Source organism: Brevundimonas sp. T2-11, assembly GCF_055397675.1.
Window position 1 is genome coordinate 490,142 of the sequence record NZ_AP027920.1, and the last position, 13,851, is coordinate 503,992.

General features: G+C 68.5%; 13 protein-coding genes and 1 tRNA gene. 5 read left to right on the forward strand and 9 right to left on the reverse strand.

The window, feature by feature from the left end; all coding sequences use genetic code 11:
• Positions 1 to 103: 103 nt before the first annotated feature.
• Complete coding sequence (locus tag ACZ5XO_RS02385; RefSeq protein ID WP_464163734.1) at positions 104 to 1,459, forward strand: peptidoglycan DD-metalloendopeptidase family protein; 1,356 nt, start codon at positions 104 to 106, stop codon at positions 1,457 to 1,459.
• Between the two features lie 33 nt (positions 1,460 to 1,492).
• Here ACZ5XO_RS02385 and ACZ5XO_RS02390 read toward each other — a convergent pair whose 3' ends face one another.
• The gene (locus tag ACZ5XO_RS02390; protein ID WP_464163735.1) at positions 1,493 to 3,130 is read right to left on the reverse strand and encodes a TadG family pilus assembly protein; all 1,638 of its coding nucleotides are present in this window, start codon (positions 3,128 to 3,130) and stop codon (positions 1,493 to 1,495) included.
• 2 nt (positions 3,131 to 3,132) lie between these two features.
• The gene (locus tag ACZ5XO_RS02395; RefSeq protein WP_464163736.1) at positions 3,133 to 3,555 is read right to left on the reverse strand and encodes a TadE/TadG family type IV pilus assembly protein; all 423 of its coding nucleotides are present in this window, start codon (positions 3,553 to 3,555) and stop codon (positions 3,133 to 3,135) included.
• 201 nt (positions 3,556 to 3,756) lie between these two features.
• Here ACZ5XO_RS02395 and ACZ5XO_RS02400 point away from each other — a divergent pair.
• Positions 3,757 to 3,831: transfer RNA gene (locus tag ACZ5XO_RS02400), tRNA-Gly, on the forward strand.
• Positions 3,832 to 4,286: 455 nt separating this feature from the next.
• On the opposite strand, the gene ACZ5XO_RS02405 is transcribed toward ACZ5XO_RS02400, so the two are convergent.
• Together ACZ5XO_RS02405 and ACZ5XO_RS02410 are read right to left on the reverse strand one after the other, a co-directional pair.
• The gene (locus ACZ5XO_RS02405) at positions 4,287 to 4,547 is read right to left on the reverse strand and encodes a hypothetical protein (protein ID WP_464163737.1); all 261 of its coding nucleotides are present in this window, start codon (positions 4,545 to 4,547) and stop codon (positions 4,287 to 4,289) included.
• A gap of 91 nt (positions 4,548 to 4,638) precedes the next feature.
• Positions 4,639 to 5,160 (reverse strand): hypothetical protein, encoded by a 522-nt coding sequence (locus ACZ5XO_RS02410; protein ID WP_464163738.1) that lies wholly within the window; start codon positions 5,158 to 5,160, stop codon positions 4,639 to 4,641.
• 148 nt (positions 5,161 to 5,308) lie between these two features.
• Here ACZ5XO_RS02410 and ACZ5XO_RS02415 point away from each other — a divergent pair, with 148 nt between their 5' ends.
• Both ACZ5XO_RS02415 and ACZ5XO_RS02420 read left to right on the forward strand, forming a co-directional pair.
• Positions 5,309 to 6,511, forward strand: a complete 1,203-nt coding sequence (locus ACZ5XO_RS02415) for a threonine ammonia-lyase (RefSeq protein WP_464163739.1) — start codon at positions 5,309 to 5,311, stop codon at positions 6,509 to 6,511.
• Complete coding sequence (locus ACZ5XO_RS02420) at positions 6,492 to 7,046, forward strand: FKBP-type peptidyl-prolyl cis-trans isomerase (RefSeq protein WP_464163740.1); 555 nt, start codon at positions 6,492 to 6,494, stop codon at positions 7,044 to 7,046. Before ACZ5XO_RS02415 ends, ACZ5XO_RS02420 begins: the two co-directional genes overlap by 20 nt.
• 162 nt (positions 7,047 to 7,208) lie before the next feature.
• Here ACZ5XO_RS02420 and queG read toward each other — a convergent pair whose 3' ends face one another.
• From queG to ACZ5XO_RS02435, 3 genes are read right to left on the reverse strand one after another with little or no spacing between them, the layout of a single operon-like run.
• Positions 7,209 to 8,324 (reverse strand): tRNA epoxyqueuosine(34) reductase QueG, encoded by a 1,116-nt coding sequence (gene queG / locus ACZ5XO_RS02425; RefSeq protein WP_464163741.1) that lies wholly within the window; start codon positions 8,322 to 8,324, stop codon positions 7,209 to 7,211.
• 25 nt (positions 8,325 to 8,349) lie between these two features.
• Positions 8,350 to 9,036, reverse strand: a complete 687-nt coding sequence (gene fzlA, locus ACZ5XO_RS02430) for an FtsZ-binding protein FzlA (RefSeq protein ID WP_464163742.1) — start codon at positions 9,034 to 9,036, stop codon at positions 8,350 to 8,352.
• Positions 9,037 to 9,096: 60 nt separating this feature from the next.
• Complete coding sequence (locus ACZ5XO_RS02435) at positions 9,097 to 10,059, reverse strand: cation diffusion facilitator family transporter (protein WP_464163743.1); 963 nt, start codon at positions 10,057 to 10,059, stop codon at positions 9,097 to 9,099.
• 112 nt (positions 10,060 to 10,171) lie between these two features.
• Here ACZ5XO_RS02435 and ACZ5XO_RS02440 point away from each other — a divergent pair, with 112 nt between their 5' ends.
• Positions 10,172 to 10,978 (forward strand): undecaprenyl-diphosphate phosphatase, encoded by an 807-nt coding sequence (locus ACZ5XO_RS02440; RefSeq protein WP_464163744.1) that lies wholly within the window; start codon positions 10,172 to 10,174, stop codon positions 10,976 to 10,978.
• A 72-nt stretch (positions 10,979 to 11,050) separates the two neighbouring features.
• Here ACZ5XO_RS02440 and ACZ5XO_RS02445 read toward each other — a convergent pair whose 3' ends face one another.
• On the reverse strand, positions 11,051 to 12,025 hold the full coding sequence (locus tag ACZ5XO_RS02445; RefSeq protein WP_464163745.1) for a complex I NDUFA9 subunit family protein: 975 nt from the start codon (positions 12,023 to 12,025) through the stop codon (positions 11,051 to 11,053).
• Between the two features lie 115 nt (positions 12,026 to 12,140).
• Positions 12,141 to 13,808: an amidohydrolase gene (locus ACZ5XO_RS02450; RefSeq protein ID WP_464163746.1), complete on the reverse strand. Its 1,668-nt coding sequence runs from the start codon at positions 13,806 to 13,808 to the stop codon at positions 12,141 to 12,143.
• Positions 13,809 to 13,851: the final 43 nt, after the last annotated feature.

The following is a 13,851-nucleotide window of genomic DNA, read 5'->3' on the forward strand; positions in this document are numbered from 1 at the left end:
GGACGGGCTATATCGCTCGCTTCGCGTTTCGGGGGGACCTGGGCCGCGATCCATGATTCGAATGGTTTGGCGCCAGTAGGGCGTCGTCGATTGCCGGGGACCGATGGCTCAGTTCGATCCGCGCCGCCAGCCCATGCGGCTTGCGCCGCACCTCCTGACGACGGTCGCCGCCGTAGGCATCGCCCTTGTGGCGGGCCGAGCCTATGAACCCGTCCGCGCCGAGGAAGTTCCCGCCTTGACGTCGGAACAGATCGCCTATCTCGAGACCCAGGCCTACGCCGCCGCGGGCGCGCCGGCCGGTCTGACGGCCCCTGAGGCCATTCCCGTCCAGATCCGTCGCGGCGAAACCTTCGAGCAGGCCGTGCGCCGCACCGGCATCGGCGCCGATGAAGCCAGCGCCGTCGCCGCCACCATCGCCAGCGCCTTTGACCTCAAGGATTTGCGCGCCGGTCTGAAGTTCGAGACCGCTGTCTCCAAGCCGCGCGGCGGCCGGGGCGACGCTCGTCTGATCGGCCTGACCATGCGCACCGGACCGGCCAGCCAGCTGACCGTGTCGCGCAGCTTCGACGGCGCCCTGCGCCTGCGCGCGCTTGACGAAAAGGTCACGCACGAAACTGTCGTCGCCAACGACAAGGTCCAGCGCTCCCTGTCGGCCAGCGCCCGCGAGCTGGGCGCCACCTCGGCGGTCGTCCGCCGCGCCAGCCAGTTGTTCGCGCACAAGTTCGACATGCAGCGCGACGTGCGCGCCTCGGACGAGTTCACCCTGGTCTTCGATCGCTCGGTGACCGAGGCGGGCCGTACGGTGGAGACCGGCGAACTGCTCTACGCCGAGCTGAAGGGCCACGCCTTCTATCGCTATCAGCGCCCCGGCGCGAAGACGGCGGAATATTTCGACGCCACCGGCAAGAATACGCGCACCGCCATGATGCGCACGCCGCTGACCAGCTTCCGCCGCGTCAGCTCCAACTTCGGCGTCCGCACCCACCCCATCTCGGGCTATCGCAAGATGCACCAGGGCATGGACTTCGCCGCCACCACCGGCACGCCCGTCGTGGCGCCCGCCGACGGCGTGGTGGTCGAGGCCCGTCGCTGGGGCGGCTACGGCAACTGGCTGCGCATCCGCCACGCCAACGGTCTGGAAAGCGGTTACGGCCACCTGTCGCGCTATGGCTCGGGCATCCGCGCCGGCCAGCGCGTGTCGCAGGGCCAGGTCGTCGCCTATGTCGGCTCGACCGGCGCCTCTACCGGCCCGCACCTGCATTATGAAATCTGGCGCAACGGCCAACGGATCAATCCGTCCGGCATCAAGACCCAGGAGGGCACTGTCCTGTCGGGCGCCGACCTGGTCGCCTTCCGCGCCGAGAAGGCCCGCATCGACCGGATCATCGCCGCCGGCGGCCAGCGTCGCCCCGTGGTGCAGCAAGCCTCGGCCTCGGGTCTGCGTTCCATCGAAAGCTGAAGATACGGGGCGGGGGCTTCAGTCCCCCTCCCGCTATCCCACCAGAACCGGCGTCCGACCCTGGGTCGGGCACTGGACGCCATGCACCTGTACGTCGGCCTCGCCCAGTTTCAGCCCCAGGAGGTCGAGCAGGGGCTGGATCACCCCGTCCAGAACCGGGCCCAGCGGCGTCAGCAGCAGGCCGGTCGCCCTGACCAGGTCGCCCAGCCCCAGTCCCAGGCCTATGATCTGCACGTCCACGTCCAGCCTTTGCAGCAGGCTGACGACCAGTCCGTTGACGAACCCGCGTGAGCGCGCCGTCTTGACCTTGCCCTGGTCGATGTCGGCGGCGCTGAAGCTCACGTCGGTCCAGTTCTGATCGGCGATCTCCAGGTCTGCATGGGCCTTGATCGACACCAGCCCCAGGATCGAAATCAGCGTCGCCGGGGCGCTGGCCAGGGGGGTCTTGAAGTTCTTCAGTTTCGACTCGTCGATCGTCCCGATGCGCGCCCGGGCGACGCCGGGACGCACCGCCAGGAGCACGGTGCGCGCGCCATTGCACTGGATCCGCTTCAACCGTGCCTCTGACGAGGCGGCCTCCACCAGAACCGGCAGCTTGACCTGGGCCAGGCCCGACAGGGCCTGGGCCGTCGTCGCCTTGAGATAGATCCGCGCCTGGGCGGTGCGGATAATGGGTTCGTCCTTGCCGGTTATGGTCAGCCAGGGCGATTTGTTCGGTCTCTCCCCGATCGCGAGCATGACGTCCAGATCGGCCAGACCGGTGCGCGCGCCCAGGTCCAGCGCCACCTGACGATCGCCGTTGGCGGTTTCCAGGGAGGCCATGATCAGGTCCAGAGCCGAAACCTCGGCGTTCAGGGCTTCGCGAAGCCCTTGCCGGGCGTCGGCTTCCACGCCGATCAGCTCGCCCAGCTTCAGACGGGCGTCGACGGGCGCGCGCGTCAGCTTGCCGAGCGCGCTCTTGCTGTCGGCCCCGGCGATGCTCTCGAGCACCTTGAGCGCCCGTCCGGCGGTCACCTCCTGCTGCAGCAAGGCGTCATAGTCGCCTGCGGTCACGCCCAGTTCGGTCGCCAGGGCGTCCGAAAACTGCAGCAGATTGACCTTGGCGCCGGCCAGGGCGCGATAGTCCATCACGGTCAACGAAACGTTCGAGCCCAGAAGGCCGGACAAGAGTGCGTTGGCCAGTCCGCCGTCCAGGCTGGCCAGGCGCGATCCGATCGAGAACATGGCCTGGGGTTCGGCGCCGGGAATGGCCGCGGTCGCGGTGCGTCGAACCGCAAGAGCGTCGCGTTGCAGAATCCAGCGCCCGAAGAAGAGGGGCGCCGGCGCCGTCACCTCCACCCGGGCGGCGTTGGGCTTGCTCGCGCTCGGGTTGAAGCGGTCCCTGGGTTTGACGCGGGCGTCGGCGACATAGGCGCCCTTGACCACGGCGACCGTTTGAACGTCGCTCAGATTGGCCTGGGCGGTGGCCCGCGCGGCGACGTCCGCGCGGGCCAGGTCGTGGGCGGCGGCCAGGGCGGACAGGTCGGCGACCCCCTGGATCTGGCGCGCCCTCAGGGTGATGGAGCCGACATCAACGGCCAGGGCGGCCAGGATGCAGAAGATCCCGCCGAACAGGGCGGTCATCACGGCCACACCGCCGCGCTCGTCCTTCAGTCGAAGTAGAGCGCGCATCTTCAGTAGCCGCCCAGGCGTACGATCGCCGTGCGGCGAATGACCCTGGGCGGCGACGGGATCAGGGTCGACAGGGCCATCAGCGGATGGTCGCTGACGTCATAGGCGATATGAACCCGGATCGTGGCGGCGTCGCTGTCTATGGTCACGGCGGCCTTGGTCGCGTTCAGGCCCAGATCGCTCACCTGCCCGTCCACGAAACTGCGGGCCAGTTGCTCGTGTTCGACGGGGTCCAGTCCCGCCACCGCCGCTCTTGCGCCTTCGGACGCCAGCGACTGGACCGAATGGGCCATCCAGAACCACCCGCCATACATGACCATGGCGAATAACAGCAGGATCAGCATGGGGGCGATGATGGCGAACTCGATGGCCGCCACGCCTCGTCTGTCCTGGATCACGCGTGAAAGAAGACTGCTGCGCCTCATGGTCGAGCCTCATCTTTTTGCGTCGACCATGTAACGCCCTCACCCTTAAACAGGGATGAACGTAAGGGTTGAATTTATACAAGGGTCAAAATCTACGGTTGTGCACGAGCGACTTGAGCCTTGAGACCTGACGCGATAAGCAGGCGTCATCAGGTCCTGTTCTGCGGCGTCGGCTTGCGACTGTCTTCCAGGGCTTCAGGCGCGGTCGTAGTTCAGAGGTAGAACGTCAGCTTCCCAAGCTGAATGTCGCGGGTTCGATTCCCGCCGGCCGCTCCAGATTTCCGATTTCATCGCAGGTCAGGCAGGCCTGCGCTTCGGCGGCGACTCCGGTCAGGGGCGGAACGCTGGGGGGCGTGCAATTCCGCATTGAGGTCGTCGCGCCGAAGCGCTTTTGTTTGGGCGGAATGCGTCTGCGTCCCGTCCCGGCCCGCCCGATGGCGTGTCGATCCCGCGATGGCGGTGGTGGCGATCGGCGCGTCAGGGTTCGGTCGACGAACAAGGCGAGGCCTCGCTCAAAGGCGCGCCGTCTTCGTGAACGTCGATAGGGTAATCTGACGAAGGAAGGCGGAACTGATCATTTCCCTCTACTTGGTGTCCTCAATATAGGCGGGACCAGAGTGGAGTTCATTTACAATTCATTAACAGGCGGGGCATGGCCCTTTCTGTGCGCGCCCCGCCACGGGGCCTGGAACAGGGTTTGGAAGAAGGCCGGAGGTCTTCCGCCGGTCGCCTCAGGCCGCGGGCGCGGCGACAGGCTGCGGGACCGGAGCCGGGGCCGTCGGCGCCGCGCTGGGTGAAGCTTCCACCATCAAAGGTCCCAGGGCGAAGGCGGCCGCGGCGGCGCCGGCCGACAAGGCCAGGACGGCGACCAGGGCGTAGGCCACAGCCGAGCCTGAACGACGGCGACGGATGCCGCCGGTCTTCACGCCGCGAATGATCACGAACGGGCGTTGGCTGAAGGCTTCGGAGCCGATGATATTATGCTGGGACAAGAACGCGCTCCCCGACTGTCAAGGAATGGATCAGTTCAAAAGTGCGTTCCGATAAGGCCAAAGGATGGCGAACGCCGATCCCCTGGACGGTTCAACTTCCGAGTGTGACGCTGATCATGCGCCCGCCACGCGTCTGCACACGCTTCATCAGCACCATGATGTCGTCCCCGGCCTTGACCGGCGAGATCAGGAACCAGCTGCCGTCGGGCAGGCCCGTGAAGCGGAAGGCGTCATTGGCGCAGGGTTGGGCGCGTTCGAACGAGCGGTAGTCGGCGCCCTGTTCGCCGGCCGAGCGTGCGCGCACCACGGCGGCGGGGACGGCGGCGCGTTCGGTCGAGCCGTAGAGGCGCTGCATTCGGGCGCGCGTGTAGCCGGTGTCGGGGATCAGACCGACATTGCCGACGCAGTGGAAGCTCTGGCCGTCCTGGGCGAAGGCGACACGGCCCTCGATCGAGGCCTGGCCCGCGCGGGTCGACCAGGCGAAGGCGTCGGCGCTGAACTCGGTCGAGCCGCCGCCGCTGACGCCTCCCGTGGGCGTGGTGGCGCAGGCGCCGAGGGCCAGACCGGTCGCCATGATGGCGGCGAGGGCGAGGGAAGGGCGACGGATCGACATGGAGGCAGCTCCCGGAACGCGTTTCAAGCGTCACCGGCATGACCCTCTATGACGCGGCGAGTCAAGGTTGCCCGGCGTCGCGGCCTGCGCCACAAGAGCGCCGGAGACCGGGCGCAGAGACCGGCCGAGAAACGAGTTCAGGGGCTTCATGACCGTCACCATCGACGACATCCGCGCGGCGCAGTCACGCATCGCCGGCCAGGTCGACCGCACGCCTGTCCGCTATTCACGTCGCCTGTCGTTGCTGACCGGCGCCGAGATCTGGATCAAGTACGACAACCTGCATTTCACCGGCAGCTTCAAGGAGCGCGGCGCCCTGAACCGGCTGCTGCAGCTGACGCCGGACGAACGGAAGCGCGGCGTCGTCGCCGCCTCGGCGGGCAACCACGCCCAGGCCCTGGCCTATCACGGCGGTCGTCTGGGCGTGCCCGTGACCATCGTCATGCCCGAGGGCACCCCCTTCGTGAAGGTGGACGGCACCCGCGCCCACGGCGCCAATGTCGTCATCCACGGCCTCGACTTCTCGGGCTCGACCGAGGAGGCCAAACGGCTGCAGGCCGAGCACGGCTATGTCTTCGTCTCGGCCTTTGACGACGAGGGCATCGTCGCGGGGCAGGGGGTCTGCGGCCTGGAGTTCGTCGAGGATGCGCCGGATCTGGACGCCCTGATCATCCCCATCGGCGGGGGCGGCCTGATCGCGGGCAGCGCCATCGCCGCCAAGGCGATAAAGCCGGGCATCAAGGTCTTCGGCGTCGAGGCGGCCCGCTATCCTTCCTTCACCGCGCGCCGTCGGGGCGAGCCGGCCAAGTGCAGCGGCCAGACTATCGCCGAGGGCATCGCCATCAAGGCCGTGGGCGAAATCCCCTTCGCTCTGGCCGACAGCCTGATCGACGAGGTCTTCGTCTGCGAGGAGGCCGACTTTGAAAAGGGCGTGGCCCTGCTGGCGACGCTGGAAAAGACGGTGGCCGAAGGCGCCGGGGCCGGCGGTCTGGCCGCTATTCTGGCCAACCCGGAGCGCTTCAAGGGCATGAAGGTCGGCGTCGAACTGACCGGCGGCAATATCGACGCCCGCATGCTGGCCGTGGTGCTGAACCGCGAAATGGTGCGCGAGAAGCGACTGATCGTCTATCGCATCCTGGGCGACGACCGCCCCGGCATGCTGTCGGCCATGGCCGCCGTGATCGGCGGGCTGGGCGGCAACATCATCGACGTCGTGCACAACCGGCTGGCGCTGGACGTGCCGGCCAAGGGGGCCGAGTTCGACATCATGGTCGAGACCCGCGACGCCCGACATGCCGAGGAAATCGGCGAAGCATTGAAAGAACGTGGCTATGAACTTCGCATGGGCTAGACGCCCCTTTGGGCCCGCTCTGGTCGCGGCGTCCGCCGCCGCCCTGCTGGCCGTCGCCGCCTGCAACCGCCAACCCGCCGTGTCGAGCGCGGATCTGGCGAAGAATGCGGAAGAAGCCGCCGCCTTCATGAAGACCAACGCCTCGGCGGAGGGGGTGCAGACCCTGCCGTCGGGCCTGCAGTACAAGGTGATCGCCAGCGGCCCGGCGGGCGGCGTCCGTCCCGACCGCAACGACCTGGTGCGCGTCGACTATGAGGGCAGCCTGACTGACGGCACGGTCTTCGACAGCTCGTTCAAGCGCGGCGCTCCGGCCGTCTTCTCGCCCGAGGGCGTGGTGCCCGGCTGGACCGAGGCCCTGCAACTGATGAAGCCCGGCGACGAATGGCTGCTCTATCTGCCGCCCGAGCTGGGCTATGGCGAAGCGGGCGGTCCGCCGATGATTCCCGGCAACGCCGTACTGATCTTCCGCCTCAAGCTGCTGGACGTGGCCCAGGTGCCGGGCGGCGGTCGCGGCGTGGGTGAAGCCGCCGTCTAAGACCCTTCTCCCCTTGAGGGAGAAGGTGTCATGCGCAGCATGACGGATGAGGGGTGACGGCGCCGCCGCTTGATGTGTTCAGGCGGAACCGGCGGCGCTCCTTTTCCTTGAACGCTGCGCTGACATCCCTCATCCGAGCGCCTCCTGCGCCCACCTTCTCCCTCAAGGGGAGAAGGACCACTCCGCCTTGACGCTCTCGTCCTCTTCCCCCGCCAGTCGCGCGTCGCGCAGCGTCGCGAACCGCTCGCCATCCAGCCGCGACAGCGCCCAGGCCGCCGCGCCGCGCACCACGGGCGCCGGATCGTCGAGCAGGGTCTCGACCGGGGTGATCAATGCTGTGTCGGCGGAGTTCCCCGCCGCATAGAGGACGTTGCGGATGAAGCGGTCACGCCCGATGCGCTTGACCGGGCTTTTCGTGAACAGGGCCCGAAACGCCGGATCGTCCAGCGCCAGCAGGTCGGCCAGCCGCGGCCCCTTCAGGGCGTCGCGCGCGTGCAGACGGGCCTCGGACGCCCCTTGCGCGAACTTGTTCCACGGACAGGCGCCCAGACAGTCGTCGCAGCCGTAGATGCGCGGTCCCGCTGCGATGCGGAACTCGACCGGCCATGGATCGGCGTACTCGATGGTCAGATAGGACAGGCAGCGCCGCGCATCGATCTGGAAGGGGGCCGGAAAGGCCTTGGTCGGGCAGGCGTCCAGACAGGCGGTGCAGCGGCCGCAATGTTCGGTCTCGGGCTCGTCCGGTTCAATCTCGGCGGCGGTCAGGATGACGCCGAGAAACAGCCAGTTGCCGTGGGTGCGGCTCAGCAGATTGGTGTGCTTGCCCTGCCAGCCCAGACCGGCGCGCTGGGCCAGGGGCTTTTCCATCAGGGGAGCGGTGTCGACGAAGACCTTTACGTCCTGCCCCAACCGCGCCGCCATCTGACCGGCCAGGATCTTCAACCGGCCCTTGATGACCTCGTGATAGTCGTCGCCGCGCGCATAGACCGAGATATAGCCCGCCGACTTGTCCTCAAGCTCGGGCAGGGGATCGGCCTCGGGGCCGTAGTTCATGCCCAGGACGATGGCGGTCTTCGCCCCGTCCCACATGGCGGTGGGGTGGGCGCGGCGCTCCAGCGTCGTCTCCATCCAGCCCATGTCGCCGTGCCGTCCGGCCTCGACGAAGTGGGCCAGCTTCTCGCCCGCGCTCCACGGCGCGCTGGCCGAGGCGAAGCGGCACACGCCGAAGCCCAGCTCGGCGGCGCGTTGTCGGATGAAGATGCGGGGATCGGCCGCCATGACGGGGCCTTTGCCCCTGTTAGCCTCAGAAGTCGAGGTCGGCGTACCAGGTCGCCGGATGGACGCCGGGGAAACGGTCGCTCAGCAGGGTGCGGAAGCAGGGCCGCGACTTCAGCTTGGAATACCAGGTCTTTAGCGACGGATAGGAGGCCCAGGTGATCTCGCCGAAATAGTCGAGCACCGACAGGTGACCCGCCGCGATCAGGTCGGCCTGGCTGAGCCGACGTCCGGCCAGCCATTCGCGTCCGGCGGTCAGGCCCTCCAGCATGGCCAGATGAAGGCGCAGGGCGTCGCGACCCTCGCGCAGCATCCGCGCCTCGGGCGGGCCGAGCCGCAGCAGGGGCTTTTCCATCCGCTCATGCAGCAGGACGGCGTCCACCTCGTCGATGAAGCGGCGGTTGAACCAGGTCGCCAGCCGTCGTGCTTCAGCCCGTTCCGCCAGGTCGGCCGGCAGCAGGACGTCGCCCTTGGACCGATCCTCGATCCAGCCCAGGATGGCGTCGGTCTCGCACAGGGTCAGGCTCTTGCCCTTTTCGGTCACGCTCAGGACCGGGGGCATGCCCGAGGGATTGAGGTCGAAGAGGGGGCAGTCCTCTTCCCACGGCTTGACCGGTTCCTCGCCGAAATCGATGCGCGCCTCGCCCAGCGCCAGCCGCGCCGTGCGCGAGCCGGGGTGAAAGGCGAAATGATAGAGGACGGCGGGCGCGGACATTGCTCCACCCATGCGCCCGCGCTCGTTAAGGCTCCGTTTACCGCGACGCCGCGTCGCAGCCTATGACCAGGGGCCGGGCCGGATCGCCAGGGGCTCGGTCGGCGCCTCGGGCGCGGCGACGGCGGGGGCCCGGGCCTCCGCCCGGCCGCGCGGGTCGGCATGGATCAGGATGTCGGCGTGGGGGAAGGCGGCCAGGATGCGTTGCTCGGCCTCGACCACGATGGCGTGGGCCGCCTCCAGCGTCAGCTGCGGGTCCAGATCGACATGCATCTGCACCATCAGCACCTGCCCGGCCATGCGGGTGCGCAGCTGGTGCAGGCCCGAGATGCGCGGATCGGCCAGGACAGCGGCGGCGATCGCGGCACGATCCTCTTCCGGTCCAGCGTGGTCCAGCAGGTGATCGGCGGACTCGCGCAGCAGGGTGATCGCGCCCCAGAACAGCCAGACCGCCACCACCAGACCCGCCGCCGCGTCCAGCCCCGGCGCGCCCAGATAGGCGCCGGAGACCACCCCGATCAGCACCACGACATTGGCGGCCAGATCGGCGGCGTAGTGGGCGCGGTCGCCGGCCACGGCCAGGGACGAGGTCTTCTTCAGCGCCTGGGTCTGCATCCACACCAGCCACAGGGTGACGGCGATCGAGACCACGACCACGCCGACGGCCCAGCCTCCGGCCGTCACCGGGCGCGGGTCGAAGATGCGCTGCACCGCCTCCCAGCCGATGAAGGCGGCGGACGCAAAGACGAGTCCCGCCTGCACCAGGGCCGCCAGGGCCTCGGCCTTGCCGTGACCATAGCGGTGCTCCTCGTCGGGCGGGGCGGCGGCCCAGCGTACGGCGAAGAAGGTGGCCAGCGAGGCGATCAGGTCCAGCGACGAATCCGCCAGGGTCGCCAGGATCGACACCGAGCCCGAGGCGCCCAGAGCAAAGGCCTTTATCACGATCAGGATCGTCGCCGTGCCCACCGACAGGGTGGTGATGCGGCGGGTCGCGGCGTGAGCGTCGTCGAGGGCGGAGGCGGTCATCACCGCCCTTGTCGCGCAAAACCGCGCATCCGCCAATGGCGGCCTCTTGTCCGGGACGCTAAGAAGACCTGCCCGGCGCGGACGAACCGTCGCCGGTCGAGACGGAGTTTCCATGGCGGACTGGCTGACGGCGATCCTTCTGGGTCTGATTGAGGGATTGACCGAATTCATACCGGTGTCGTCCACCGGGCACCTGCTGCTGCTGGGGCATTTCCTCGGCTTCGAAAGCACCGGAAAGACGTTCGAGATCGTCATCCAGCTGGGCGCCCTCCTGGCCATCATCAGCGTCTATTTCAAACGCCTGTGGCAGCTTGCGACGCGCTGGCCCTTCGATCCGGCGGCGCGGCGGTTTCTGATCGGCTTGCTGGTCGCCTTCCTGCCGGCCGCCGTGATCGGCTTCTTCGCCTACGGTTTCATCAAGACGGTGCTGTTCGAGACGCCTCTGGTGATCTGCATCGCCCTGATCCTTGGCGGGCTGGTGCTGTTGTGGCTGGACCGGGTGGAGAAGTTCCCTGTCTATCTGGACGCCGACCGTTATCCGATGCGCGTCTACTTCCTGATCGGCCTTTTCCAGTGTCTGGCCATGATCCCCGGCGTGTCGCGCTCGGGCGCCACCATTGCGGGCGGCCTGCTGCTGAAGACCGACAAGCGCTCGGCGGCCGAGTTCAGCTTCTTCCTGGCCCTGCCCACCATGGGGGCGGCGGTGGCCTATGACCTGTTCAAGAACCGCGACGTGCTGGACTTCAGCGACTTCGGCCTGATCGCCGTCGGCTTCATCGCCGCCTTCCTGACAGCCCTGGTGGTGGTGCGCTTCCTGCTCGACTTCGTGTCCAGGCGCGGCTTCGGCCCCTTCGCCTGGTGGCGCATCATCGTCGGCGTGGCGGGCATCGTCGGTCTGGCGGTGACGGGGGCGCTGTAAGCGCTTTGCATGGCAGGCAAAGAAAAACCCCTCGGGACGCGGGTCCCGAGGGGCTTTTCGTAGGCCCTCCGATCAGGCCGCCGCCGGGCTTTCGGCGTACTGCCCGCCGACGCGGTAGCGATACAGGTAGCCCGGCGCGATGGCCTCCAGACCCGTCGGCTCGACGCCCAGCGCCGCCAGCCCTTCGGCGCCCGGCGAGACGACATTGTCGCCCTGCAGCAGCAGCACCTGATCCTTGGTCAGGGCCGGTTTCAGACCGATGATCGCCGGAATCTGCGCCAGCGACCCCAGGATGCGGGCGGCGAAGAAGGGCACGGGGATCAGGAAGCGGTCGCGGTTGGTCTCGCGCAGGATGAACTTGAGGATGTCCTCGAAGGTCCAGACCGACGGCCCGCCCAGTTCGAAGGTCTTGCCCTCGGCCTCGGGCGAGACGGTGGCGCGGGCCACGGCCTCGGCCACATCGCCGACATAGACGGGCTGGAACTTCGTCACGCCGCCGCCGATCAGGGGCAGGGCGGGGGACCAGGTCGCCATGGCGGCGAACTTGTTCAGGAAGTCGTCGCCCTTGCCGAAGACGACCGAGGGACGGATGACCACGGCGCCGGGGAAGGCGGCGCGGACGGCGGCTTCGGCGGCGCCCTTGGTGCGGGCGTAGGCGGCCTTGCCGTTCACGTCGGCGCCCAGGGCGGACATGTGGGTCAGGCGCTGGACGCCCGCGGCCCTGGCGGCCTCGGCGACGTTGACGGCGCCCTCGACGTGCAGGGCCTCGAATTTGCGACCGCCGGTCTCGAACAGGATGCCGACCAGGTTGATCACGGCGTCGGCGCCCTTGATCGCCTCGGCCACGGCGGCCTTGTCGGTGATGTCGCAGCGGACGGTCTGGACCTGGCCCACATCCCCGGCCATGCGCAGTTCATAGGCCAGGGCCGGCTTGCGCACGGCGACGCGCACGCGCCAGCCGCGCTTGGCCAGGGCCCGCACCACCTGGGTTCCGACAAAGCCCGAGCCGCCGAAAACGGTGACCAGTCCGGGGGCGAAATCAGCCATCTGAGCGCTCCAACGCCAAACCCCGGCCGCAACGGACGACCGGAGGAGAATTCCATGGGCGGGGCTTAACCGATGCGCCGCCCCGCCGCAACGCACAGCGGGGCGAGCCGGGCCTTTAGTCGGCCCGATAGACGACCTGGCCGTCCACAACGGTCAGGACCGCATGGCCCTTGGGGATGTCGGCGGCGGGCACGGTCATCAGGTCGATGTTGAAGGCGGTGAAGTCCGCCCGCTTGCCGACCTCGATGGTGCCCAGCTCATCCTCGCGGAAGCTGGCGTAGGCGGGCCACAGGGTGAACATCTTCAGCGCCGTGGCCCGGTCCACGGCCTCGTTCGGGCGCCAGTCCGGCCCCTGGAAGCCGTTGAGGTCGCGCCGCGCCACGGCGGCGTAGAACTCGATCAGGGGATCGCCGCGCTCGACCGGCGCGTCCGAGCCGCCGACCACGATCACGCCGCGATCCACCAGGGTGTGCCAGGCATAGGCCCCGTCCAGCCGCGCATCGCCCAGGCGCTCGGCGGCGAAATGCAGGTCGCCGATGGCGTGGCTGGGCTGCATGGAGGCGATGATCGGCAGCTCGTCGAAGTAGTGATAGTCGGCGGGCCGGATGATCTGGGCGTGCTCGATGCGCCAGCGCGGATCGGCCAGTTTCCATTCGGACTTGGGCACGGAGCGCAGGGCCTCCTCGTACCAGGCCGCGACGTCGTGGTTGCCCTGATCGCCGATGGCGTGGGTGGCGATCTGGACCCCGGTGCGCAGCGCCTCCTGATACAGCGGCATGACCTGTTCGCGCGACGCCAGCATCAGGCCGGAGGTGTCGGGGCGATCCGAATAGGGCTGAAACAGCTTGGCCCCGCGTGAGCCCAGGGCGCCGTCGGCGTAGAACTTGATCGCCCGCGTGATGACCCGCCCGTCGCCCGCGTCGCGCGGCCCGCCCGCCATCAGGGCGCGGGCGTCGCCCATGTCGATGCTGTTATAGACCCGCAGCGGCGCCTCGCCGTCGCGCGCCATCGTCTCCAAAAGCGGTACGTCCTTCCACGGAGCGCTCATGAAATGCACCCCGGTCCAGCCGTAGCGGGCATAGACGCCGAAGCCCGCGCGATAGGCCGCGCGCGTCGCCGCCGCGTCGGCCTGCGGCGTCAGCGGCTCGACCAGAACCATGGCCCCGTCGACCAGAAGACCGGTCGGCTGGCCGCTGGCGTCCTTCAGGATCTCGCCGCCCGAGGGGGCGAGCGTCGTCGCATCGACCTTGGCGGCGGCCAGGGCCGCGCCGGAGACCGCGACCGCATGGCCGTCGGCGCGGCTCAGCAGCACAATCCGGCCGGGGGCGGCGGCGTCCAGATCGGCGGCGGTCAGGAAGCGCTTCTCGGGCCAATGGGTCTCGATCCAGCCGCGCCCGACGATGACGCCCTCGGGGTGGGCCCTGGCCCAGTCGCTCAGCCGTTGCATGGCCTCGACGACCGAGGTCGAGCCCTCAAGGTTCAGCGTCATCTCGCGCCAGCCGATGCCGTCCAGATGGGCGTGGCCGTCGGTGAAGCCGGGAAACAGGGTCGCGCCCTTCAGGTCGATGACCCGCATATCCGCCGGTCCCGCTACCGCCGTTTCGGCGCCCACTGACACGATCCGTCCGTCCCGGACGATGACCTGTTCGGCGGTCGGCTGGGCGGGGTCGCCCGTGTAGATGGTCCCGCCATGGATCAGCAGGTTCTGGGCGAAGGCGGCGGGCGCGGCGGCGGCCATCAGGCATCCGGCTAGTGTAACCGCCTTCATCAGGGAGCGGATCATGGGGCGTCCTCCAACGGCAACGCAGAACATGGACGAAATGTCG